Annotated in this window: 23 protein-coding genes; 12 read left to right on the top strand and 11 right to left on the bottom strand. The window is 52.1% G+C overall.

The genetic code is table 11. The features are described from left to right. Positions 1–124 precede the first annotated feature (124 nt). The 5 genes from DHf2319_RS09800 to DHf2319_RS09780 all read left to right on the top strand — a co-directional run bounded on the left by DHf2319_RS09800 (position 125) and on the right by DHf2319_RS09780 (position 6299). Positions 125–760: a response regulator gene (locus DHf2319_RS09800; RefSeq protein ID WP_243478034.1), complete on the top strand. Its 636-nt coding sequence runs from the start codon at positions 125–127 to the stop codon at positions 758–760. An 8-nt stretch (positions 761–768) separates the two neighbouring features. Beyond that, the gene (locus DHf2319_RS09795; protein ID WP_243478033.1) at positions 769–2196 is read left to right on the top strand and encodes a TolC family protein; all 1428 of its coding nucleotides are present in this window, start codon (positions 769–771) and stop codon (positions 2194–2196) included. Positions 2197–2207: 11 nt separating this feature from the next. Beyond that, complete coding sequence (locus DHf2319_RS09790; protein ID WP_243478032.1) at positions 2208–4538, top strand: type I secretion system permease/ATPase; 2331 nt, start codon at positions 2208–2210, stop codon at positions 4536–4538. Between the two features lie 22 nt (positions 4539–4560). Beyond that, the gene (locus DHf2319_RS09785; protein WP_243478031.1) at positions 4561–5784 is read left to right on the top strand and encodes a beta-barrel domain-containing protein; all 1224 of its coding nucleotides are present in this window, start codon (positions 4561–4563) and stop codon (positions 5782–5784) included. An 86-nt stretch (positions 5785–5870) separates the two neighbouring features. Continuing rightward, positions 5871–6299 (top strand): Hsp20/alpha crystallin family protein, encoded by a 429-nt coding sequence (locus DHf2319_RS09780; RefSeq protein WP_243478030.1) that lies wholly within the window; start codon positions 5871–5873, stop codon positions 6297–6299. 74 nt (positions 6300–6373) lie between these two features. Here the strand turns inward: DHf2319_RS09780 and DHf2319_RS09775 are convergent, their stop codons facing one another. Together DHf2319_RS09775 and DHf2319_RS09770 are read right to left on the bottom strand one after the other, a co-directional pair. Then, on the bottom strand, positions 6374–6826 hold the full coding sequence (locus DHf2319_RS09775) for a BLUF domain-containing protein (RefSeq protein ID WP_243478029.1): 453 nt from the start codon (positions 6824–6826) through the stop codon (positions 6374–6376). Between the two features lie 24 nt (positions 6827–6850). Continuing rightward, complete coding sequence (locus DHf2319_RS09770) at positions 6851–7078, bottom strand: hypothetical protein (RefSeq protein ID WP_243478028.1); 228 nt, start codon at positions 7076–7078, stop codon at positions 6851–6853. Between the two features lie 280 nt (positions 7079–7358). On the opposite strand from DHf2319_RS09770, the gene DHf2319_RS13115 reads away from it, so the two are divergent. Together DHf2319_RS13115 and DHf2319_RS09760 are read left to right on the top strand one after the other, a co-directional pair. Beyond that, on the top strand, positions 7359–9158 hold the full coding sequence (locus DHf2319_RS13115; RefSeq protein ID WP_305802157.1) for a calcium-binding protein: 1800 nt from the start codon (positions 7359–7361) through the stop codon (positions 9156–9158). Between the two features lie 30 nt (positions 9159–9188). Next, positions 9189–9593 carry a hypothetical protein gene (locus tag DHf2319_RS09760; RefSeq protein ID WP_243478027.1) on the top strand — a complete coding sequence of 135 codons (405 nt, stop codon included), beginning with the start codon at positions 9189–9191 and terminating at the stop codon, positions 9591–9593. Between the two features lie 21 nt (positions 9594–9614). On the opposite strand, the gene DHf2319_RS09755 is transcribed toward DHf2319_RS09760, so the two are convergent. The 6 genes from DHf2319_RS09755 to DHf2319_RS09730 all read right to left on the bottom strand — a co-directional run bounded on the left by DHf2319_RS09755 (position 9615) and on the right by DHf2319_RS09730 (position 16670). Further along, the gene (locus DHf2319_RS09755; protein ID WP_243478026.1) at positions 9615–10328 is read right to left on the bottom strand and encodes a type 1 glutamine amidotransferase; all 714 of its coding nucleotides are present in this window, start codon (positions 10326–10328) and stop codon (positions 9615–9617) included. Then, the gene (locus DHf2319_RS09750; RefSeq protein WP_243478025.1) at positions 10325–11101 is read right to left on the bottom strand and encodes an SDR family NAD(P)-dependent oxidoreductase; all 777 of its coding nucleotides are present in this window, start codon (positions 11099–11101) and stop codon (positions 10325–10327) included. The genes DHf2319_RS09755 and DHf2319_RS09750 overlap by 4 nt, the downstream gene beginning before the upstream one ends. 134 nt (positions 11102–11235) lie before the next feature. Then, entirely contained in the window at positions 11236–12039 is an 804-nt protein-coding gene (locus DHf2319_RS09745) for a DUF3025 domain-containing protein (RefSeq protein ID WP_243478024.1), read from the bottom strand. Further along, a complete protein-coding gene (locus DHf2319_RS09740; protein ID WP_243478023.1) occupies positions 12036–13754 on the bottom strand; it encodes a SulP family inorganic anion transporter in 1719 nt (572 codons plus the stop codon). The genes DHf2319_RS09745 and DHf2319_RS09740 overlap by 4 nt, the downstream gene beginning before the upstream one ends. A 142-nt stretch (positions 13755–13896) precedes the next feature. Further along, positions 13897–16197, bottom strand: coding sequence for a molybdopterin-dependent oxidoreductase (locus DHf2319_RS09735; RefSeq protein ID WP_243478022.1), 2301 nt, complete (start codon positions 16195–16197; stop codon positions 13897–13899). Between the two features lie 83 nt (positions 16198–16280). Next, a complete protein-coding gene (locus tag DHf2319_RS09730) occupies positions 16281–16670 on the bottom strand; it encodes a hypothetical protein (RefSeq protein WP_243478021.1) in 390 nt (129 codons plus the stop codon). 179 nt (positions 16671–16849) lie between these two features. On the opposite strand from DHf2319_RS09730, the gene DHf2319_RS09725 reads away from it, so the two are divergent. From DHf2319_RS09725 to DHf2319_RS09705, 5 genes are all read left to right on the top strand, one after another. Further along, complete coding sequence (locus DHf2319_RS09725; protein ID WP_243478020.1) at positions 16850–17086, top strand: hypothetical protein; 237 nt, start codon at positions 16850–16852, stop codon at positions 17084–17086. A 134-nt stretch (positions 17087–17220) separates the two neighbouring features. Next, complete coding sequence (serA, locus tag DHf2319_RS09720; RefSeq protein ID WP_243478019.1) at positions 17221–18450, top strand: phosphoglycerate dehydrogenase; 1230 nt, start codon at positions 17221–17223, stop codon at positions 18448–18450. A 106-nt stretch (positions 18451–18556) separates the two neighbouring features. Further along, entirely contained in the window at positions 18557–19186 is a 630-nt protein-coding gene (locus tag DHf2319_RS09715; protein WP_243478018.1) for a LysE family transporter, read from the top strand. Between the two features lie 128 nt (positions 19187–19314). Further along, positions 19315–19758 (top strand): YeeE/YedE family protein, encoded by a 444-nt coding sequence (locus DHf2319_RS09710; RefSeq protein ID WP_243478017.1) that lies wholly within the window; start codon positions 19315–19317, stop codon positions 19756–19758. 3 nt (positions 19759–19761) lie between these two features. Continuing rightward, positions 19762–20190 carry a DUF6691 family protein gene (locus tag DHf2319_RS09705; protein ID WP_243478016.1) on the top strand — a complete coding sequence of 143 codons (429 nt, stop codon included), beginning with the start codon at positions 19762–19764 and terminating at the stop codon, positions 20188–20190. 47 nt (positions 20191–20237) lie between these two features. Here the strand turns inward: DHf2319_RS09705 and DHf2319_RS09700 are convergent, their stop codons facing one another. The 3 genes from DHf2319_RS09700 to DHf2319_RS09690 all read right to left on the bottom strand — a co-directional run bounded on the left by DHf2319_RS09700 (position 20238) and on the right by DHf2319_RS09690 (position 22678). Then, positions 20238–20933: an SDR family NAD(P)-dependent oxidoreductase gene (locus DHf2319_RS09700; RefSeq protein ID WP_243478015.1), complete on the bottom strand. Its 696-nt coding sequence runs from the start codon at positions 20931–20933 to the stop codon at positions 20238–20240. A 13-nt stretch (positions 20934–20946) separates the two neighbouring features. After that, positions 20947–21831 carry a DMT family transporter gene (locus tag DHf2319_RS09695; protein ID WP_243480084.1) on the bottom strand — a complete coding sequence of 295 codons (885 nt, stop codon included), beginning with the start codon at positions 21829–21831 and terminating at the stop codon, positions 20947–20949. A gap of 85 nt (positions 21832–21916) precedes the next feature. Then, complete coding sequence (locus DHf2319_RS09690) at positions 21917–22678, bottom strand: 3'-5' exonuclease (RefSeq protein WP_243478014.1); 762 nt, start codon at positions 22676–22678, stop codon at positions 21917–21919. Positions 22679–22683 lie beyond the last annotated feature (5 nt).

Below are 22683 nucleotides of genomic sequence, written 5' to 3'. Positions count from 1 at the left end.
CCGATTGCAGTGATATTGCTTTTCTTTGGTGATCCCCACACTAACACTATCGATGCAAGCCTAGGTTAATGCCGAAGTGAGTGTCGACCAATTAACCATGACTTAAGTGTCAAAGGGGGTTGCCGTGACTATTAATCTTATCGTTGCAGACTCACAGCCTGTTGTACGCGCAGGCATTGAGCAAATCCGTCAATATGATCCGGATATTGCCATTATGTCGTCGGTTTCAGATGGGGAATTGGCCCTGCAGGCGGTTGAGCAACACCAGCCTGATGTTCTGTTACTGGATATTGATCTTCCAAAGCGTGATGGGCTCTCTGTTGTTGATGAAATACAAAAGCGTCAACTCAAGACCAAGCCGGTGATATTTACATCGAGTACACCTACGCAAGTGATGCGTGCTCTGGACATGGGTGTGCAGGGATTGGTCGGTAAACATAATCCGCCACAGAAAGTCGCCGAATGCATCCATAGTGTGTTTGACAACAAAAAGTGGCTCGACCAGGACCTGACTTCCAATGCCGTATCACACATGCTTGACCAACATAAAAAAAGTCAAGCAGTGACTCAGGTGTTAACGCGACGTGAATTAGCGGTGGCAAAGCTAATTCTTGAGGGCTTGCCAAATAAGCGTATTGCTACGCGGCTGAACATCTCCGAGGGTACGGTCAAACTACACCTTCATCACATCTATCAAAAACTATCACTTACTGGCCGGATGCCCTTGGTACTGTATCTTCAGCAACATGGTGTGGCGTGAGGTGGGCTATGGTGGTGCGTAAACCCATCTGTCATCACGCAATACGCGCTGTTTGCTTTGGACTTGTACTGACAACCTCGCTACCGGCGCAAGGGCAAAGCCTGCGTGAAGCCGTGATGATTTCGCTATCACAGTACCCAGCAATTCTTGCCGCACAGTCACGCGCTCAGGCAGCGCAGTCCGATATCACCCGAGCACAAGCCGCACATTGGCCGCAAGTCAGCTGGTTAGGAACATACAGTGACTACAACGCAGGTGGCGTCGACAACACCTGGATTCAGTCGCCAACCGTCAGCCTGAATGTCTGGTCTGGTTGGCGTATTCAAGCTGACGTCGAGCGCTCACAGGCGATGGCTGATTCAGCGCGCGAACAACAAAAAATCACCCGAGACGATATTGCTTTGCAATGCATCGAAGGCTATTTGAACTGGGCCTACCAAATCGAGATGGTGAAACTAGCCGAGGAAAACCTGACGTTTCACCGACGAGTGTTAGGGTCGACAGAAACAATCTTGCAAGCTGATAAGGGTAGGCGCGTTGATCGTAACCAAGCAATGGTCAGGTACCAGAATGCCAAGCTGATTCTTGCGCAGCGCCAGGGGGATCTGGCACAGGCAGCTGACCGCTTGAGTCGGATGCTGATGGGGCAGATGCCGTCGGCGCCCTCGGGCTTGACTGACGAGCCTGGGGTCACACCAAAATCCGTGCAATTGGCACTGGCATCGATGGATGCGAACCATCCGGTGTTATTGCAGCAACAGGCCATGGTTGCGGCCAATGAGGCAGCCTTGCGCGGGGCGCGATCGGGTCATTCACCGACGGTTGATTTCACGTATGGCAAGCAAACCTATCAGGGCAGTGGTCAAGGTGATTACGTCGCGCAATTGGTGGTGTCCGTGCCGATATTTCAGGGCGGCGCCACCATGGGTGCCGTCAGCACTGCGGCTGCAAACCTAGCGGCATCAGAACAGAACCTGAAAGAAACCCGTTTGGTGTTACGAGAGCGCATTCAGTCATTCTGGGCGCAGCGTCAATCAGCCATTGAGCGGATTGCTGCTAGCCATACCCAGATTAAGACAGCCAAAGCAGTGGTAGTGGCCTATCGCCAACAATTTGAAGTCGGACGCCGATCTCTGCTTGATCTGTTGAATATTCAATCAGATCTCTTTAGCTACCAGAGTAATCGTGCCTCGGCTGAGTTCGATGCCAAGATTGCCCGTGCCCGCCTGATGGCGGCCACTGGTCAGTTGGCCAAAGCTTATCTGTCTAGCTCGGAGCCTACATTGCATTCGCGACCAAATCCGACATTGTCCAAGACACAGGGTGCCACGACACCTACATCGGGCAAGCAGACTCCATCATCTGCCAGCACCGGTACTGGTTTGCGCAGTGCGCAGGTCGCACCTGCATCCGGCAATTGGATGAATACCCAATAAAAGGAAAAAACATGGAAACCAAAGTAGAAAGCCTAAACCAAGACATTCCTTTTCATGAATCCGAGCGGGCGGCGCTTGAACATAAGGAATCTGAAACCCGTAAAGCCGGTCATCTGGTCGAGGCGATTGTGCGTGCATCCGGCATTTTGCTTAAACCGATACCAGCACGCGAATTGCGTAATGCAGTGCAGTTTGATAGCCATGGAAATTTTATTGATACGGGTCTGCAAAGCGTAATCAAGCGCCACCGACTCATGGCAGTGTGGGCTCGAACGGATATTGAACAGATTCCAAGCTACCTGATGCCTGCTGTATTGGCATTAAAGCATGGGGTCTATTGTGTCATTACCGAGATCAGGGGCGAGAGCGCCAAAGTAGCCTGGCCAGGACAGCCGGGTGAAACCACGATGATGCTTGATGATTTGAGAGCGCGTTACGACGGGCAGGCACTGATCGTGCAACACGCGCCCGAGACATCGTCACAGCGGTTATTACCACCCAAGCGCGATGGTCTGCGCTGGTACTGGTCGACCATCTGGGCCTACCGCGGGTACTACCTTGAAGCCACGACTGCCAATGTGATTGCCAACATACTGACCGTAGCGGTGGTGTTTTTTGCGATGAATGTTTACGATCGTGTCGTACCAACGCAAGCCTACACATCGCTTTGGACTCTGGCTATTGGCACATCAATTGCCATTTTGCTGGAATTCCTGATGCGCTGGTTTAAGGCGTCGCTAGTTGATGTTGGCGGCAAAAAGGCTGACCTGGCTATCAATGCAGCGCTGTTGCGAGAGATTTTATCCATACGTCTTGAGCATCGTCCGCAGTCAATTGGCATATTTGCAAGTTCAATGCGAGATTTTGAAGCGTTGCGAGATTTTTTTTCATCAGCTTCTCTCGTATTAATCGGAGACTTGCCGTTCATTTTGATGTTTATCGCATTGATCTGGCTGATTGCCGGTCCGTTGGCATTGGTCCCTGCGGCCATCGTGCCGTTACTCCTCATCATTGGCCTGTCAGCGCAATACCCATTAATGAAGGCTATGCGTATGAACATGAAAGAGTCGGGAGATAAGCAAAGTGTGTTGGTAGAGTCTTTGCTGAATCTCGAGCTCATTAAAAGTCATCGTGCCGAAGACTATCTTCAAAGGCGCTGGGATTTCTCCAATGGGGCGGCTGCTCAGGCCTACAAGCGCGCAAGGTCATTGACCAATCTCATCATGGGCTTGACTGCCATGTTGCAGCAATTAGTGACCGTGGCGATGATTGTCGCCGGCGTCTATCTCATTGGTCAGAACACACTGACCTTGGGTGCTTTGATCGCCGCTGTGATTCTGGCAGGTCGTGCGATCTCTCCGCTAGGAAACGTCATGGCATTAGCCGCTCGTTATCAGCAAGCCCTTGCATCGCTGCATACCCTTGAACACTTGATGCAACGACCACGTGACCGTGAGCGCAACCGCCATTACGTAAAGCCTGATCGAGTCGACGGCGGCTTGACATCGGTCGAGCTGGAATTCGCCTATCCAGATGAGCACAAGATACCGGTGATCAAGCGAGTCTCGCTCGAGCTAAAGCCAGGTGATCATATGGCACTGCTTGGACGTGTGGGGTCAGGTAAGAGCACCTTGATTAGGCTTATGTCCGGACTGTATACACCGCTCGGTGGGCATGTGCTGGTAGATGGCGTTGATTTGCAGCAGGTCGATCCAAGTCTGGTGCGTGACCACATTGGTTATGTGGGTCAGGATGCCCAACTCTTTATGGGTACGCTCAGAGACAATCTGGTGCTATCAGATAATCGCATCACTGATAGCCATGTAATTGATGTACTTAAAAAGCTCGATTTATATGGTTTGGTGGCTAATCACCCGCGAGGTCTCGATATGCCACTGTCGGAAGCTGGTGGAGGTTTATCAGGCGGGCAACGGCAGTTGCTTGCAATCGCTCGCATGATGCTGCGCGATCCGCAATTTGTTTTTATGGATGAGCCGACGTCACACATGGATCAACATTCCGAGAAGCGCGTCATTGAAGTGCTTGAACATTGGTTAAAGGGCAGGACGGTTTTATTGGCGACCCATCGCCTGCAACTGCTCGCTTGGGTGGATCAGATTGCAGTGCTTGAACGCGGTCAGCTTATTGCAAAAGGTCCTCGAGATGATGTTTTGAAGCAACTGACAGTTGGCATTGCAGCATCGGCCAAAGACGCGCAACGTACGCCTCGCAAGTCTTCAGGCGGCGCTGATTCAGACACGGCCAAAGCTAAAGCATCGTCCAAGCAACGGACTTCAGCCTCCAAGGGCATTGAGCCGGGTGTGGCGGGTGCCAGTGCTTAGCGCAGACACAGAAAAGGAGATCATGATGAATTCACCAGTACTACGCCACAGCGATGAATTTGAGTATCACCAAGACCGTAAAGATGAATCCAGAGTCAGGACTCTGACTATTTGGGCTCTGGCTATCGGCTTGATCGGATTTTTCGCATGGGCATATAGTTTCGAGCTTGAGGAAATTACCCGTGGTCAAGGCCGTGTGATTCCTGTGAGTAAAGCGCAGGTCGTGCAAAGTCTGGACGCTGGCATCCTGACGGAATTGAATGTGCGCGAGGGTGATTCGGTTAAGGCAGGGCAGCAGCTTTTACGTATCGATGACGCTCGTTCAGGTCCAATGTATCGCGAAGCAGTAGAAAAATGGCTAGGTCTTTCTGCGCAGGCCTCACGTTTACGCGCTGAGGCCCTGGGTAAAGAAATCGAATTTGGCCCAGAGCTTGATGACCACCCACAGATCATGGCACGTGAACTGGCAGCTTATGCCGCTAGGCGTCAGGCACTCGATGAACAGGTCATGGCAATGGAGCGATCCATGGCGCTCATCTCTCGTGAGATCGAGATGGTTGAGCCCCTAGTTAACAAAGGAGTGATATCTGAAGTGGAGGTTTTACGGTTGTCACGGCAACGCTCGGATATCCAAGCCGGGATTGCCGAGCGCAAAAATCGCTATTACACCGATGCCAATAACGAACTCGTGAAAGTGGAGACCGAAATGGCCATGGCTCGTGAGAACGCACTTGCCCGTCAAGACGCATTTAAACGAACTGTGATTCGTGCGCCCATGGATGGGGTGGTGAAAAATATTCAGGTGACTACTTTGGGCGCAGTGGTGCCGGCTGGTCAAGATATTCTAGAAATTATTCCGACACATGATGAAATGGTCGTCGAGGCATTTGTTGAGCCAACAGAAGTAGCATTTCTTGAAATCGGACAGCCAGTAATGGTCAAGCTCAGTGCTTATGACTTCAATAAATATGGCGGTATCCATGGCCGGATCATGCATATCAGCGCAGATACCTTGCAAGAACAGAATCCAAACCGACCTCCACCTAACGATGAAGTGCAACTTGAGCCAGGTCTCTATAAGGTATTGGTTGGGTTTGTTGAGCAGGGCGTCACGCGCCATGGCAAGGCACTCACACCAATGCCCGGCATGACGGCTGACATTGAAGTTAAAACCGGTAACAAGACTGTTCTCGAGTATGTCTTTAGACCGTTAATGTCAGTACGGGAGGCCTTGCGTGAGCGTTAGAGTTTGCGTGCAGCTAGACAAGCACCATGTTTAGGTATGACGACTCGTTCGTCACAATCTATGAGTAAACACAGGAGTGAACCATCATGAATCAATTAGAACGTATCAATCGCAATATGTGGGGCGAACTATTTCGCGAGTTTGCCTCACCGGAATACATTATGCGACCGTTTCTGGAGTCCTTGAGTGATCAATCATTCAAAGTAGATGTTAAGGATTGTAAAGATCATTATGAGTTGCAAGCCGAGCTGCCAGGTGTAAACAAAAAGGACATCAAAATTGAAGTCGAGGATGATCAAGTGACCATCAGTGCTGAGACCAAAAAAATCACCGAAGAGAAGTCAGATGAAAAAGTTATCCGTAGTGAACGTTATTACGGCTGGGTTAATCGCACCGTGCAGCTCGAACACAACGTAAAAAGCGAGGGATCGGTTGCCAAGTTTGATAATGGAGTTTTGACGCTGACATTACCTAAAGTGAATAACCACCACGGCAAGTTCATCACGGTGCAGTAGGTCAAACGACTCAATAAAAAGACAGAGAGCCAGCAAATAGCTGGCTCTCTGATTACGGCATCGTCTAGATTGATTCAGACGCGGTAAAGTGTCATTAGTTGCATTACTTGGTCAGCTGTCTGGCCATTGATCTCGCCAATCGCATGGCGATAATTCGGTAACACATGTGCAACGGTGTCTGCACCATCGAAACGCATCTGCCAATCGTCGTAGTGACGTTGGTTAATGTTCTGAATATGGAACTTCTGACGGATCTTGTGTCGCCCGTCGCGTTCGATGATACGCGCCAGTCGAGCGAGCCGGGTTTTTTCTCCTTCCAGAATAATGCCGTAATCAAGGCCGTCGTAGTACAGCCTACCGGTCAGATTAAGCCGTCGGTTGTTCCAATAGCTTTGTAGAAATAGATAGGTAAGGCCCAGTAGCCCAAGTAATTCGGTAGATGAACTAAGGTAGCCCACGGCTGCAAGGTCATCGGTTTCAAATGAAACGCCGCCATCATCTTGCGACTGGCTGTAAGTATCCAGCATGAAACTCTCCTTTTAACCGTGTATTCAATCCCAGTGACCGCGCATGCGCAGAATTTTTTTGTTGTTCTTGCGGTTGACCTTCGGACGGATGACGACATAAGGCAGATCATCTTCCGGATTCAATATGCCGAGATACTCGGTTTCTGACCATCGTTCTGGCTTGATTGGCTGGGATAAATCAATTGAACCTACCGTTTCTTTGTCGATCGGCGTATTGCCATTGATCTGTGCCTTACGATAGAACGTCACCATGGTTGTCTCCTTCATCAACGTCTGATTGGTTGAATCATCTTAGGTAGGCGTTTGAGCTTGGTAAATCACGCAAATCGCGTATATCGCTACACCTTTTTAGGTATGCCGCGGCTGTAAGCCGTGTGAGTCAAAGTGATAGACGGTGAGCTATCCAAAAGGGGTAAACGGCAGTGCGTGTTTTGTTATCGCCAATGGGTAATGGTGCAATGGCCCTGATCGGCGCACGATTTGAATGCAGCTGCAAATTACAGACGCAATCAAATTGAAGGAGTAACAAACCATGAAGAAATCCCCGAATGTTGGCCGAGATGATCTCGCCAGGGACAACGTATTGGCTGCCCAGAGTCCAGGTGGTGGTCAGGGCAGTGGGCAAGGGCAAGGATCAGGCCGCCCGGACAATCCCGGCAGCGGTAATGGCAAAGGCCAAGGTGGTGGGCGCCCTGACAATCCAGGCGGTGGAAGTGATAAAGGCGACCTGTATGGTGATCAGTATGTCTTGTTGCGTGACCTCGATCCGTCTGATGGTGATGGTAACGGTGAGCCAGTTCTCGATAGCAATGGGCAGCCTATTCTGGTGGGTAGCGATGGTAGCTTGATTTATTTCGAGTTGGATCCGGCGACCGGTGACTATGAAATACCGACGGATAAGGTCGATCTCGTTCAGGAGGTCGAGCTTGGTCGCGCCAACGTAGCACGTGCGCCTGATTCGGTCATGCAGAAGTCGCTTGATGAGGCGATGACCAAGATCATGGCTGCTACTGTGATTGATACGGATGCAGCGGGTCGAATTACGGTTGATGGCGTTGCTATTGACTCACCGCTTGAGAACATGGCGCTCTATCAGTACTTAATGACGGCAGGTGGTCAGCAGTCTTGGACGGCAGTTCAAGATTTTTGGCCAGCCCAGATCGCTGCGCTCGAGAACTGGGACCCTTCAAGCCTGCTAGCAGCGGCTTTTGACAAGTTTTCACCAGTGACGATGGATGCTGTTCTCTACCAGAACACCACCTTGGGTGTTAATCAAGTGACAGGCAGCACGATTGACTATTTTGATTTCACGGTCGATGGTGGTGAGGCCTATGACTATTCGCGCGAGGCCCGCTGGAGTGATACCTATATTCAGTGGTATCAGAACTTGGATGATGATCCCGAGCTTGAACTGGTCGAACCAACTTCGGTGTACGAGGCAGTCTTTGGAAGTCAGGAATGGACGGACGAATATCTGCAAAGCGATGGTTCTACTGAACCAGTGACAAACGCGGGTGTGAATGATTTTGCGCAAGCCGTTGATGACGCCCGAGCAGTGATTCTGTTTATGCATGAAAATTTTGGTGCGATTGAAGTACCTGCGCCAGAGCCCGAGCCAGCCATGCTTGCATCAGTAATGATGGTGGATGATTCGAGTATGAACGCCGTTGTCATGGATGATCATGAGGATGGTCATGGTGACCATTCCGGTACGGTCATTATGGGTACCAATTTCGAAGACTGGTTGTTTGGTGCAGGTGGGCCGCAGTATATCGATGGCGGTAATGGCAACGACCATATCTATGGCAGAGGCGGACCAGACACCTTGCTTGGTGGCAATGGGGCAGACGAATTGTATGGTGGTGGCGGTCGTGACGTTTTAGATGGGGGCAACGGCAGTGACCTCCTTGATGGTGGTCCAGGACCAGATATTTTGACCGGTGGTAACGGGCCAGACGTTTTTGTGATTGGTTCAGCGCATGGCAGTCATGGCGGTGGTGACCATGATTCGGACCATGGAAATGATGATGACCATAGCCACATCCAAACTTTGGTAACCGACGATGTGTTGTCAGAAGGGTCGCATGGCATGGACATCATCACAGACTTTAAGCCTGGTGTTGATGTGCTTGATTTCTCGGCGATTGGAGGCAATATCCATTTTGCTGCTGGACCAGAGGCTTTCGGTATTTGGGTAGAGCAGTCGGGCGAGAACACCATGGTTTATGCCGATACCAACGGTCACGTATCCGGTTCGGGAATGGCCGAGCTATCGGTGCAGCTTGTCGGTATCAATGCCGAACAGCTAGGCGCCGAATCGTTCGTGGTTTAACGGGCACCTGGCCCATCGTGAGGTGACATCATGAAATATCGCTATCTCGCATCGGGCTGGGTAGCTGTTGTCCTTGTGTCTGCTAACGTGCAGGCGCAAGACAGCACAACCCGGTCATTGTTGGCGCAGCAAACTGCTCAGCAGGCGCAACAACAGCAGCAGCAACAAACCCAGCAGCAGCAAGAAACCGTACCACCTGGGCAGGGAGATCAAGTGCGGCAGCAAGAGATGCAGCGCGAGCGTGAGCGGCAGCAGCTACACACGCCACCAGCAGTTAATGCGCCGATGAATCGAAGCCAAATGCAGTCTGAGCAGCAAAGCCAAATCCAAAACCGTGGAGGAGGTTCAAGCTCAGGCTCAGGCGGCGGATCTGGTGGTGGATCTGGTGGTGGATCTGGTGGTGGGGCTGGCGCCGGCCCGGGGGGAACTCGATAAGCTATGAAATGGTTAACCAGTTCAGCGATTTTTAACCAATGCTAAAAATCGGTCAAAGATAGGTGCCAGTTGATCGTTGGGCTCTAGCGAGTTCAGTATGGGTTCAACGTCTTTGCCTTCGGCAACAAACCATTCGCGATTTTTATGCAGAAACTCGCAGATGTGGGTTTGATCCATTTCCGGGTGGGGCTGAATGCCCCACACCGGACCACGGCGCCAACGCCAGAGATGATTGGCACAGACATCGTTGTTGGCTAAAACGATAATGTCCGGATGGTCTGCGCGTACTTCGTCACCATGCCACATAAAAGTTCGCATTTGGTGGGCAAGGCCCTGCGTCAAGAGGTCCTTTTTTCCAGCGTCGGTTAGTTGGATCTCACCATAGCCAGTTTCGCGATCGGCGCGTTTAAATACCTGGTCCTTGCCAACCAATGCCCAAGCCAGCACCTGAGCCCCAAAGCACAGCCCGAGCATCGGTACTTCTTGGCTAGCAAGTTGTCTTAAAGTCTCACCCAAAGCATCAATCCAGGCATCACCATCATAAGCGCCTGCCACACTTGCACTGACAAATACACCGCGAGCTTTTTGTATGGCGGCAGTATTTGGTAACTCACCTTGAACGGTTCTATACATGGTCACCGACAATCCGGAGGTGCCCAGCGCTTGTTCGAAACGCGTTGGTGGCTGTTCGCGATCCCAGTTGTTGAGGTAAATGAAGTCTGCCATGTTGGTCATTTATCTAACTTTGTTCGCAAAGCAGGCAGTCCAACGCCGGTACTTTCAAACCCACCGTCGGCTGCGAGTACCTGGCCTGTGATGTAACTGGCTTTGGGTGAGGCCAGAAATACAATTGCTTGGGCGATTTCATGTTCAGCGCCGTAGCGGTTCAATGGAATGGCGTCATGGTAGGCAGCAATAATTTCCGGGCTATGCACGGCAATCGCCAGTTTGGTGCGCACGGGGCCTGGCGCTACGCAATTGACCCTGACGTTGTGCTCGCCAAGCTCCGCAGCTTGTTGCTTGGTTAGATGAATCACAGCAGCCTTCGAAGTGCCATAAGCCACACGTAATGTAGAGGCTCTGAGCCCTGAAATAGAAGCAATGTTCACGATTGCGCCATGGGTTTGCTTCAATGCAGGGATTAAAGCCTGTGAGCATAAAAAAACGCCATCCAAATTCGTTTCCATGACGGTGCGCCAGCGCTTGAAGTCCGTATCAGCCATCGGCCCGAAATCAGCTACACCTGCGTTGTTTACCAGTGCATCAATACGCCCACTCCAAGCCAGTACCTGACGAGCCATTTGATCTACGTCCTCTGGCACCGATACATCGCACACAAAGGGTCTGGCGCCAGTCAAACCATTGCTGACTTTCATTAATTCCGGCTCATCACGGTCAATCATCGCAACATGCCAGCCGTCTTCTAGAAGCAATTGCGTAGTGGCTAGCCCGATGCCGCGTGCAGCACCAGTGACCACGGCTACCGGTGGGTTTGATGAATTTGTCATGGATGTCTCCGGATAGTAGAGAGTTTGTTGTTGGCGTTAGTTTTAACACTGCTGCGTGGTCCATCAGTTGGTGATCCGGGTTTTCTTCGGCCAACGCCCTCTAGTACGCATAATGAACTAATTGTTTTCGTGTTCTATAACTTGCGCTTTGCGCGAAATACCAGCGTGTTGTCGTAATACGCTGGGTTTTCATTACTGGTATCAGTGCCGGGCACGCCGAGGACTGGCATCGGAAATAGCTGTGATGGTCGCTTGAATTCACCATCATGCCAGCGCTGGGCAATGATTTGATCAAGTGCGGGTGGTGGTGCCATGAGATCGTCTTTGCTTAGGGCTGACCAAGGTTGATAAATGACTTTGGCAATCATGCCCGGATAGGGGTTGGCGAGTTTTTCCAGCACAGCGTGGCCGATCACCAACAGGTGGTGTGTTTGCCACAAATCCCGATGCGTCACAAACGCAGTCTTCCAGTCATGATCGATAAGCCATTGAGCCAGCCTTGGATCGGGCCCGATCAGAATGGCGCCACTTTCATCAAATAGGGTGGCTGCATCGCTTGCTGGTGTCCGTCCCGTGGTAGTTGGCTCACGTAGATGCACCGTATTCAATGCTGCTTTGGTCTTAGGGTAGGTCAACCACATACAGGCATTAAAGATGTCATGCCAGTGGCCAGGGCGTGTAGGGATCATGCCTTGGTGATAAATTTGTGTTTCGTAATCACGCTGTCCACATGGTTTCGTTTGCGCAATGAACTGCAGCGGCATACCTAGCCTGTTAGTGAGACCGGCTTTGTTGGCAGCTTCATTCAGGGTTGTGATGTCTGGCGTGTTTTGAAATTTCGCCAGTGTGCTGTGCAATCCGAGCCAAAGTGCTGGTGCGGTACTGACCAAGCTTTCAAGTTTGTTTGATGTCTGTATAGCGATGGGGGTGGACATCATATGTTAGGACTATTTAGCGCATGCCCTTTTGCTCGAATGGCTTCAAACGCATCGTGGTTCGACAGATGAGTGTTCACTTGGCCGTCCAAGTGCGCACGCTTGAGTTTGTCTGAAATCGGGCCCTTGATCTCGCAAAGCGACAAGCCAATCTCGCGTGTCTTTAAGTCTCTCGCCAACCCCTGTAGACCCTCTAGGGCCGTGCTGTCAATGTCCGATACGCTAGCCATACTTAGAACCACCTCGCCGCCCTGAGTCAAGTGGTTGGTTTGTTGGTCGATAAACTCACGCACGCGGTCCCAGTTGGCAAAAAACAGATTGGCGTCTACTCGCAGAAAAAGTGCGTTCGACAAAGTCTCGACCTGATGGCGATGTACATTCCTGAAATGTTCGCTGCCGGGCAGTCGTCCGATAATGGCAATGTGAGGTCGAGATTGACGCCACAGCACCGTGCCGACTGACAGGGCTATCCCCAGCATGATGCCGTGTTCAACACCTAGCGACAGCACTCCAAAAAAAGTCACCAACCAGCCAGCTGCATCAGCTCGATCAAACCGGATGCACTCGCGTAGGGTGCGCCAATCAAACAATGACCAAATCGCCACAATAATCAAGGCCGCTAAACTCGCTAGCGGCAGGGCTGCCAGATACTGCCCTGCACCAAGCAATACGATTACCATCAGAATGGCCGAGAAAACACCCGCCAGGGGCGTACGTGCACCCGCATCCAGGTTTACCACTGAGCGAGACAAACCACCGGTGACTGGAAATGCACCTGATAAGCCTGAGAGCACATTCGCGGCACCTAGCCCACGAAGCTCGGCGTCGGGATCGGTGGGTACCTTTCGAATACGACCAATGGCACGTGCCATCGACACACTTTCAATAAAACCCACGACGCCAATTAAAAGCGCAGAGATCACCAGTCCACTGTATGCCGAACTCATTGGCGGCAGGGCAAGAATTGGCAAGCCAGTTGGCACGGAGCCCACCGTTTTGGTCGCATTTTCCAAATCCATGGCGACCAACACCAAAGTCACGATGCCTATCATCACCAAGGGGCTGGCCTTGGTCAGAATGTCTAGTACTAACCCGCGCACCCCGACGCGCTTGAGCCACATGCCTGCAAAGCGGCGAGCCAGCAGTAGCAACACAAATGTGCACAGGCCAACACTGAGTGTGATTGTGTTGACGTTGTGTAGATTAGTCATTAGTTGCTGCAACTGATCAAATGCAGTACCGCCTGTAACCTGGATCCCAGTCAATGTCTTGATCTGCCCGAGGATGATCAGGATGGCTGCACCTGAAACAAAACCACTCATCACCGGATGGCTAAGCAGTGCCGCAATAAACCCAAACCGTAAAAAGCCGAACACGATTAGAATGAGTCCAGAGGCAAGCGCCAGAAACATACCACCAGCCACCCACTCGGGTGAGCCTGGCGTAAAAAAGGGCATGAGTGCGTCAAACGTCATCACCGATGCAATCGCCACTGGCCCGACCGCCAAGGCCGGGCTGCGACCCAGCAGCGCATAACCAATCAGAGGCAACACACTGGCATATAGACCGATGTGCGCTGGCATCCCCGCCAAAAGGGCATAGGCGAGGCTTTGGGGAATCAGCATCAAGGTAACCACGACGGCCGCTGACATGTCACCCGTTAACGTCGCGCTATTTAAGCGAACGTCTTTTAGCCAGGGAAACAGGTTTGGTTTCATGCGGATCCAGTTCGGTGGGCTTGAGCCCATCAGTGAAGAGCATTTGCTCGTCCATTGAACACAGTCACTTTACTCAATATTTAATTATAGGCGTGACCCATGTTTGCAACCGTGACCCGGCTCAATCTGTTGGTTCGTTCTATCAGCGACGGCTCAGGATGTCAGGTAATTCATAAGCGGTCACAGCGGGTGGTTCGCCGTCGAATTTTTGGATGTCGACTAGACAAGTATGAGCGCTGCAGCCACCTGACAAATTAGAGCTTGCGATATCTAACGTCAGGATATTGGGGTTACCGTGCTTGTCATAATCCAGGCTCGCCCAATCATTGGGATCTAGCCAAGAGCCGGTGGATAGTCGCACCGCACCTACGATGATGTCAGGACAAATGTTGGCAGTGGCCAGACACTTGCCGCGGCCATTGAACACCCAGACCGTGTCACCGCTCTGGATACCGCGTGAGTCGGCGTCTTGTGGGTTGATATCAATCGGTTCGCGGCCTTTGCGTTTGGTGCTTTGGCTTAACTGACTGTGATCGAGCTGGCTGTGCAGTTTGCCTGCAGGCTGATCAGATATCAGGTGCAGAGGATATTGTTCGGCCAGCTCGCTGCCAACCCATTCTGCAGGTTCCATCCAGGTCGGGTGAGGCGGGCAGTCATCATGTTTAAAACTCGCGATGCGTTCGCTGTAGATTTCGATACGACCCGATGGCGTATTGAGTCGATGAGCTTTCGGATCTTTACGGAATTCTTCGAGCATGTTGTTGTACTGACCAGGCTGCTGTAAGTCGACGAGTCCTTGCTCCCAGAAGTGCTCGAAGCTCGGCAGGTTCACGCCGGCCGCTTTGGCCCGTGGTCGGCAGTCGTCGTACATATGCCGTATCCAGGCGGCGGCATCACGGCCTTCGGTGAAGGTCTCTTCACAGTCCAGTCGCTTGGCCAAGCCTGCAAATATGTCATAGTCATCGCGGGCTTCTTGGTGTGGTGGCAATATCTGCCGCATGGCAACCATAAATCGATCGCGCGTGGCGAACCCGATGTCCTCACGCTCAAATGTGGTGGTAGCCGGAAACACGATATCAGCTAGCTTGGCGTTGGTGGTCCAGAACTGTTCGTTCACAATCACATGCGGTACTTGTCGCCAAGCACGAATCAGCCGTTTCAAATCTTGGTGGTGATGAAACGGGTTGCCGCCAGCCCAATAAATGAGTTCGATTTTTGGGTAGGTATAAGCATTGCCGTTGTAAAAAAACGGTTCGCCAGGTTTTTCCAGCATATCGGTGATCCGGGCTACTGGGATCAAGTCGGGTATCTGGGGTTGACCTTGCGGTAAGGTGGGCCCACCAAATTTTGGGTTGGCCATGCCCATCATGTTCATGGCGCCGTAGCCGACGCCAAACCCGCCACCGGGTAAGCCGATTTGACCAAGCATGGCCGCCAAGGTTACGACCATCCAGAAAGGTTGCTCGCCGTGATGTGCGCGTTGAGCCGCCCAGCACACATTGATCATGGTCCGCGCAGCCATCATGCGTCGCGCTAATTCGGTGATTTGGTCAGCTGAAATCCCACAGATGCTCGCTGCCCAATCGGGCGTTTTGGGTTGACCATCTGATTTGCCAGTCAGGTAGGCTTCGAACCTGTCAAACCCCACACAGTAATTATTCAGAAAGTCGATGTCATGGCCGTTTTCCGCATGAATGACGAATGCGATACCCAACATACAAGTAACATCCGTATTAGGACGAATCGGTATCCATTCAAACTCACAGCCGATGTCGAGGTCTGCCCGTGTGGGACTGATGTTGACAAATTTCACACCCGACTTGGCCATGGCATAGAGACCACCCTTGACTAAATGCTCGCTTGCGCCACCCGGATTGACCTGTGCATTTTTACGGGGCACGCCGCCAAATGTCACAAAGAGCTCGGTGTGTTTTTCCATGACATCCCAGCTCGTATGCACAGCCATCAAGTCATCCATGGGTGCAACCACATGGGGCAGGACGACCCGGCCAGCACCTAGACTATACGAGTCCATGTGACGTACGTAACCACCAGCTGCGTTTAAAAACCGGTGTACCTGACTTTGAGCGTGATGAAACCGCCCAGCACTTGACCAACCGTAAGAGCCACCGAATATCGCTTGGTTACCATGGTGCTTTATGGTCTGACTAATGGCTTGCGCCGCCAGATCCAACGCTTGATCCCAGTGGACTTCGACAAATGGATCCAGACCTCGACGCTCAGGTGATGCACCTAGGCCGTTTTCGAGCACACTTTGACGAACACAGGGTCTGGCCACTCGTAGTCGAGTGCTAGCCTCCAGCATCGAGAGGCCGATCTCGGAGGGGTCTGGATCAGCCTTAAAAACATCAAGCAAGGGTTTACCATCGGCACCTTGCTTGATTTCATAAATGCCCCAGTGCGATGAGGTATAGCGCGCCATGGTGCCAATCTCCGGTGTGTGGCTCGATCGTGTGTGCAGCGAATTCTCAGTGACTGAGCAGTTGTAGCACGGCGGCCAGGCGGTTACCGCTCTTGTTGCTGCTCTTGTTGCAAGCGCTTGGCGAGCTCTCGTACGGATTTGCCTATCCAATTTTTATAGACATGTGCCATCGCGTTAAGATGAGTCACCACGCCGTTATCTAGCCCGTCCTGGGCCTGCCCGATCCGGGCGCTGTCATGCCCGTAGGCAAAGGCAAAAACGCCAATGTCATCGAGGATGTTAAGTGCTTCAATGCCTGCGGCGTCTTTGCCTACACCCGCATCGTTAAAAAATACCGCAAACGGCGCTCGAGGTGCATTGACCACGTAACTGGCTGACGATACGCCGCCATGTGAACCTGAGACAATGACCGCATCGCCCATCTCAGCGGTGATTTGCGTGATTGAGTCGATTAGGTAAAGGGATCTGGTCATGGCATCTGAGGCTGCAATCAATTGTTCAAGTGTTTTGCAGTTGAATCAAGCAACTCAGGATAGCGCGTGAACTGACTCATTGGCTATGCGTCGATGTCGCGCCCAAGCCACAATGCCATATCGTTGCGGCTATCTCGCATGGGTAATTCGAGGTGGTATTGAGCAACTAGGATTGCCATTTGGATAAGATCACGTTCATGGACTGGATCATCGAACGAATCGACTCGAATGAAGAAGCGGTTTACTTAAAAAAGCCGCGATTGGGTATTGCCCGCAAAATCTGCGTACCCGGGGCGTTTGACGCGTTCATTCACCAAGGGCAGCTAGTGATTCGGGCGAGCACGGGTTTTGTCTGGGAAGTCGAGCCCACGTCTGGCCGCCGCCGGCGTCGGGCTAGTGCTGCTCAGACCGCTTAAGTTTGGCGTGTTTTGCCTGGCGGCAGGTGGCCGTCAATTTGTGCTGCTCATACGGGCATTGTGGTTATCCCTTCAATGTTGGTTTCCCTTAGGTATTCTCTGCGGTTTTCTTGATGTGAAGCGGCAGGCCTGGCATGAAGCAAACCTCAGTAGATAAGCAGTTGATCAAGTTTTTGTTGTTGGAAGGGGTGCACGACAGTGCTGAGGCCTTGATTCGTGCGGCTGGTTATCACAATATCGAGCGAGAAAAGGGGTCCTTGGAGGGTCAGGCTTTGCTTGACCGCGTCAGAGATGTTCATTTCCTCGGTATACGGTCACGCACGCAACTGACAGCCGAGGTGTTTGATGCGGCTGCCAAATTGAATGCGGTGGGATGCTTTTGCATTGGCACCAATCAAGTGGATTTGAGTGCCGCGCTTGAGCGTGGGATTGCCGTCTTTAACGCGCCATTTTCAAATACCCGGTCGGTGGCCGAACTGGTGTTGGGTCAGGCCATTTTGTTATTGCGTGGTGTGCCTGCCAAGAATGCGGCTGCTCATCGAGGTCAGTGGCTTAAGACTGCAAATAATTCTTACGAACTTCGCGGTAAAACATTGGGTATTGTCGGCTACGGTTCGATAGGCTCCCAGCTCTCGGTGATGGCCGAGTCACTTGGTATGCGAGTGATTTTCTATGATGTGGTTACCAAGCTGCCACACGGCAATGCCAGACAGGTCTTGACCTTAAAGGAACTGCTGCAAGAGTCCCATGTTGTGACACTGCACGTCCCTGAGACCATTGAGACTCGGTGGATGATGGGGTCGACCCAGTTGGCACAGATGCGAGACAAGAGTGTCTTGATCAACGCGTCGCGCGGTACGGTTGTCGAAATCAGTGCTTTGAAGCACGCCATCGACAGTGGCAAATTGCTTGGTGCTGCGCTTGATGTGTTTCCGATAGAACCCGCGAGTAACCAGGATGCGTTTGACAGTGAGTTGCGCGGCTTGGACAACGTGATCCTGACGCCTCATATTGGTGGCTCGACCGTGGAGGCGCAAGAGAGCATTGGTCGCGAAGTGGCAGAAAAGCTTGTGAAGTACAGCGACAATGGCACTTCGGTCTCGTCAGTCAACTTCCCTGAAGTTGCGTTGCCTGCGCACGCGGGCAAACATCGCATCCTGCATATCCATCACAACGTGCCAGGTATTTTGTCGGCGATTAATCAGATTTTTTCCGATACCGGTGTCAATATCTCAGCGCAGTATCTGCAAACCCGAGGTTCGGTTGGTTATGTGGTCATGGACACTGATATCGAACAGTCAGTGGAGGCGCTTGGCCGTCTTCGGGAAGTTCCGGGAACCATTCGCACGCGTATTCTTTTTTAAGCCTGTTTGCGCTTGAACAAGTCAGATCCATCGCTAGACATGGATTGCGAACTTTCCGCTCAGTCGTCACAGTAATATCAGAGTCGGATTCTTGTGAGACCCAAAAGTGGAACTTTCAGTCTGGCTCGCTTTGTTTGCCGCCTCGTGGGCGATCAGCGTCTCGCCCGGTGCGGGTGCTGTGGCGGCCATGAACGCGGGCCTGACCCATGGGTTTAAACGAGGCTACATCACCACCGTAGGTCTTATTCTGGGCATCATGACCCAGTTGGTGTTGGTAAGCGTTGGTTTGGGGGCCCTGGTAGCCAGTTCGGCTATGGCGTTTGAAGTAGTTAAATGGTTCGGGGTGGCGTACTTGATCTACCTGGGGGTTTCTCAATGGCGTGCACCCCTGACCGAGGCAAAAGTGCAACGCGACGGTGCTATTGGCGAATCAGCTACCCGAATGATCCTCAAAGGTTGGCTGATCAATGCGGCCAACCCTAAGGGCACAGTGTTTTTGTTGGCGGTGGTGCCGCAGTTTTTGAATCTGAACGAGCCTTTGTGGTTGCAATACGTCATCATTGGTGCGACGCTTACCTTCACTGACTTGGTCGTGATGGCTGGTTACACCGCATTAGCCGCGAGGATATTCAAATACCTGAAGTCACCACGACATGTCCGGTTTTTAAACCGCGTTTTTGGTGGACTGTTTGTGGTGGCCGGCATATCACTTTCGTTTTTCAAACGAGCCGGCTAAGCGTGACCGGGTTAGTCTCACAGCCCGTCGCTCCCTTTGTTCATATGTCCTCGGATATGGATTGACCGAAATCAAATTCATGTCACACTATTGACTGTGTATCAGCAACGATCGTTTATGGAGACGAAATGACAATCGATTGGGCGAATTTCACGCCTTGGCTATCTCTGGCAGGCGGCTTATTAATTGGGTTAGCGACCGTGATGCTGATGTATTTCAAGGGGCGCATTGCAGGTATTAGTGGAGTGATCGGCTCGCTCATGCAATTTGGCAATACACCGCAGGGACATTTCAGCTGGCGTATCGCTTTCGTTTTGGGGTTGATACTTTCAAGTGCCATCTATGGCTTATTTGCGGTGATGCCAACGTCGCAAATTGACACCAGCTATGGCTTAGTCATTCTGGCAGGGCTATTGGTTGGATTTGGTACGCGCATGGGCTCAGGTTGCACGAGCGGTCATGCGGTCTGTGGCTTGGGTCGCCTCTCAGTGCGCTCGATTGCTGCGACTTTCAGTTTTATGGCCAGTGGTTTTGTGACGGCTTACATCGTGTTTCATGTTCTGGGAGCCTAGACCATGCAGACATTACTTGTCTTCATCTCTGGCTTGGTATTTGGCATCGGCTTGATCATCTCGGGTATGAGTAATCCGGCTAAGGTGATTAACTTTCTGGATATTGCGGGCAATTGGGATCCTAGCCTGGCTTTTGTGATGCTTGGCGCCATCCCGGTCGCATTTGTCGGGTTCCGTTTCATAGAGAAACAGGGGCAAACAGCATTTCATGAGCCCTTGCACCTGCCTGGCACTAAAACTGTTAACCGTTCTTTGGTTATCGGTGGTTTTGTTTTTGGTGCGGGCTGGGCAATTGCAGGGTTCTGTCCCGGACCGGCGCTAGTGGCCTTGGGTGCAGGCTATGGCAAGGCATTTGTTTTTGTGGCCGCCATGCTTGGCGGTATGTTGTTGCATGATCGGGTCTACAAGCACTTTGTCAAAGACACGCTGTAGGAAAAAAGAAGCCGAAACCGAATCAGCCGCTTAACCATCTTGATACCTCACCAGGGTATCGGTTGACCCTTGTAGTCTACGAATTGTGCCCCTGATTTGATCTGAAGTTCGTCCATGGCTTGGAGCAAGCCGACAGCCGACTCTTCGGGTGAGACCGTATCATGCCCTCGAGAGAACGGTGCAGACAGCGGTGATTGCACAGTGCCGGGTTGTAATGCAACTACTATGGTGTCAGGACGTCGGCGCTGCAGTTCAATGGCGGCAGTCTGCAAAAGCATATTGACTGCTGCCTTCGCTGCTCGATAGCCATACCAGCCGCCCTTATGATTATCGCTGATGCTGCCGACTCGGGCAGACAGTTTGGCAAAAATCGAACGGTCTTTGGTCAGCAGTGACGAGAAGTGCTTGATGATTAAAGCCGGGCCAATCGCATTGACTTCAAATGCACGTGCGAGCCGCTCGGCGTTTAAGGCACCAAGGTGTTTCTCTGGGCCATTGCCATCAATGGTCAGTGCGCCGGTGGCGTCAATAATCAACGCAAACGGTCCTTCGCCAGCGATCTCTGTAGCGGCCTGCTCAATCCCGGTTTCAGATTCAAGAGCGAAATAAGGGTGGGTGGCGCGCGAGATGGTTGCGACATGTGCGCAATTCGGGTCGGCGCGCAGTTGTTCAGCCAATGCGGTACCGATCGTGCCATGAGCACCGATCACTAGCGCCCGGAAGTCTCGCCCGAGAGATTGCATGGCTACCCCTTGTCTATAGTGGTGATGTTTGTTGTGGTACCGGCTTTTCTGTTGCGCGAGCCTTGCTGTAACTGACACCAACCATCGCGCCGATAATAATCAATCCACCTGCTATCGTACGCGTCGTGGGTACTTCAGCGAACAGTAGCCATGCTGCAACGATGGCGTATACCGGTTCAAGTGCAATCACCAATCCCGCCACATTGACCCGCAGCTTCTTTAAACTTGAGACAAATAAAGCATGTGACAGTCCCGTACAAAACACACCTAACACGACAAGCCAGAGCCAGCTAGTGATCGAGACTGTGGCTAACGTCGGCACAGCAAATGCGGCCATGACAACGGCCACAACTACATTCTGGTTACGCGCCACCCGAATTGGATTGACACTTGCCAGAAGTCTGCTGTTAAACACTGCCATGGCCGCAAACGACAGTCCGGAAATCAGGCCCATGATAAAGCCGTAGGTGACCTCGTCGGCTAGCTCAAGTGTGGGCGTAATGAGTGCCAAGCCGACTGTCACCACCAGAGTTCGCAACCAGTCTGAACGGCTAATTGCAATGCCACTGCCGGCGAAGATTCGAATAATGATCCATTCGATCAGCGTGATGAAGGCTGCAAAGCTGCTAAAGCCTAGGGTGGCGATGGCTACTCCACCGGTCTTGACCGACACAAAAAACGTCACCCAGTGAATCGCCAGCAAAACGCCAGATGTTAGATAACGCCAGCCAAGCTGAGTGGTCAAGGGTGCGCTGTTTTGTGTGCTAGCTGTCGGCTCGGTGCCAAGCTTGGTTAGCAAGGGCGGGATGATTGTCAACGCCAGCACCGCGAACACGGCTCGGCCAAAGGTAATGACGTTGCTATCGGCATCGATGAGCGTACCTAAGATGCCCGTCATGCCAAACAGGAAAGCCGCTAAATGGATGCCAAAGATGTCGCGTTTCAAGAGAGTGTCTTAATTGATTGCCAAAGAGGCAGGCATCTTAGCACCACAGGTCATCAAGTGGCGTCTCGGGACTGTAACGATGTGCAACTTGCGCTTGCAGCAGTTCTGCGGTGGCCAGTGCGTCTGTCAATGCGTGGTGAGGTTTGTAAAAAGGCAAGCCATAGCGCTTGCGGCTGTCGGCTAAGCGAATCGATACGGGTCTGTATTGTTTTTTACGGACAACGCGATCCCACCAGCTTGGTGGTGGTTGATTGCGATGCAGACGGGCTTCGAGTTCCATGGTGTCAATCATCGGAATTTCGATAGGCTCATGGATCAAACGGGTTAGCGCATTGTTTAGAAACTGGCGCTCAATAGCACGGCAATGAACAACCAGGACATGGCCAGCAATGGCGTGAAGCAAGTCACCCAGAATATCAGCCAGTTCGGGTGCATCAGCTACTTGCGAGTGGGTAATGCCGTGAATGGTCACTGATTCATCGGCCAGTGGTACATGCGGCTGCACAATCCAGTGGCGTGAAGCGCTTGACTGAATGCGGTCAATTGACATTGGTAATATGCCCACGCTGACGATACCGTCTTTGGCGGGGTTTAGTCCGGTAGTTTCTACGTCCATGGCCATCAGTGGTACGTTTTTCAGTGGCGTATTGCCTGCTGGCATGCCAGCTGCATAGTAAGCCTTTAGCCGCTCATCCTTGGTCTGTTGCGCCAGCACTGCAAATCGTCCGCGCCAGTCGCATGCGCCCTGGGCAGGAATCCGGTTGTCAGTGGGCAATCGCAGCAGGCCGCCATGCAGCACAGACT

The organism is Orrella daihaiensis, from assembly GCF_022811525.1.
Taxonomy (GTDB): Bacteria; Pseudomonadota; Gammaproteobacteria; order Burkholderiales; family Burkholderiaceae_B; genus Algicoccus; species Algicoccus daihaiensis.
Note: the sequence above shows the minus strand (reverse complement) of the source record. Positions and strands in the feature narration are given on the sequence as shown.

Bases quoted from the DNA above. Each gene is read 5' to 3' on its own strand.
- DHf2319_RS09755 (WP_243478026.1), bottom strand. From the start codon at position 10,328: ATGACCAACATGGCAGACTTCATTTACCTCAACAACTGGGATCGCGAA.
- DHf2319_RS09710 (WP_243478017.1), top strand. From the start codon at position 19,315: ATGACAATCGATTGGGCGAATTTCACGCCTTGGCTATCTCTGGCAGGC.
- DHf2319_RS13115 (WP_305802157.1), top strand. From the start codon at position 7,359: ATGAAGAAATCCCCGAATGTTGGCCGAGATGATCTCGCCAGGGACAAC.
- DHf2319_RS09740 (WP_243478023.1), bottom strand. From the start codon at position 13,754: ATGAAACCAAACCTGTTTCCCTGGCTAAAAGACGTTCGCTTAAATAGC.
- DHf2319_RS09705 (WP_243478016.1), top strand. From the start codon at position 19,762: ATGCAGACATTACTTGTCTTCATCTCTGGCTTGGTATTTGGCATCGGC.
- DHf2319_RS09750 (WP_243478025.1), bottom strand. From the start codon at position 11,101: ATGACAAATTCATCAAACCCACCGGTAGCCGTGGTCACTGGTGCTGCA.
- DHf2319_RS09735 (WP_243478022.1), bottom strand. From the start codon at position 16,197: ATGGCGCGCTATACCTCATCGCACTGGGGCATTTATGAAATCAAGCAA.
- DHf2319_RS09780 (WP_243478030.1), top strand. From the start codon at position 5,871: ATGAATCAATTAGAACGTATCAATCGCAATATGTGGGGCGAACTATTT.
- DHf2319_RS09700 (WP_243478015.1), bottom strand. From the start codon at position 20,933: ATGCAATCTCTCGGGCGAGACTTCCGGGCGCTAGTGATCGGTGCTCAT.
- DHf2319_RS09775 (WP_243478029.1), bottom strand. From the start codon at position 6,826: ATGCTGGATACTTACAGCCAGTCGCAAGATGATGGCGGCGTTTCATTT.
- DHf2319_RS09785 (WP_243478031.1), top strand. From the start codon at position 4,561: ATGATGAATTCACCAGTACTACGCCACAGCGATGAATTTGAGTATCAC.
- DHf2319_RS09760 (WP_243478027.1), top strand. From the start codon at position 9,189: ATGAAATATCGCTATCTCGCATCGGGCTGGGTAGCTGTTGTCCTTGTG.
- DHf2319_RS09790 (WP_243478032.1), top strand. From the start codon at position 2,208: ATGGAAACCAAAGTAGAAAGCCTAAACCAAGACATTCCTTTTCATGAA.
- DHf2319_RS09695 (WP_243480084.1), bottom strand. From the start codon at position 21,831: ATGACGGGCATCTTAGGTACGCTCATCGATGCCGATAGCAACGTCATT.
- DHf2319_RS09730 (WP_243478021.1), bottom strand. From the start codon at position 16,670: ATGACCAGATCCCTTTACCTAATCGACTCAATCACGCAAATCACCGCT.
- DHf2319_RS09795 (WP_243478033.1), top strand. From the start codon at position 769: ATGGTGGTGCGTAAACCCATCTGTCATCACGCAATACGCGCTGTTTGC.
- DHf2319_RS09770 (WP_243478028.1), bottom strand. From the start codon at position 7,078: ATGGTGACGTTCTATCGTAAGGCACAGATCAATGGCAATACGCCGATC.
- serA (WP_243478019.1), top strand. From the start codon at position 17,221: ATGAAGCAAACCTCAGTAGATAAGCAGTTGATCAAGTTTTTGTTGTTG.
- DHf2319_RS09745 (WP_243478024.1), bottom strand. From the start codon at position 12,039: ATGATGTCCACCCCCATCGCTATACAGACATCAAACAAACTTGAAAGC.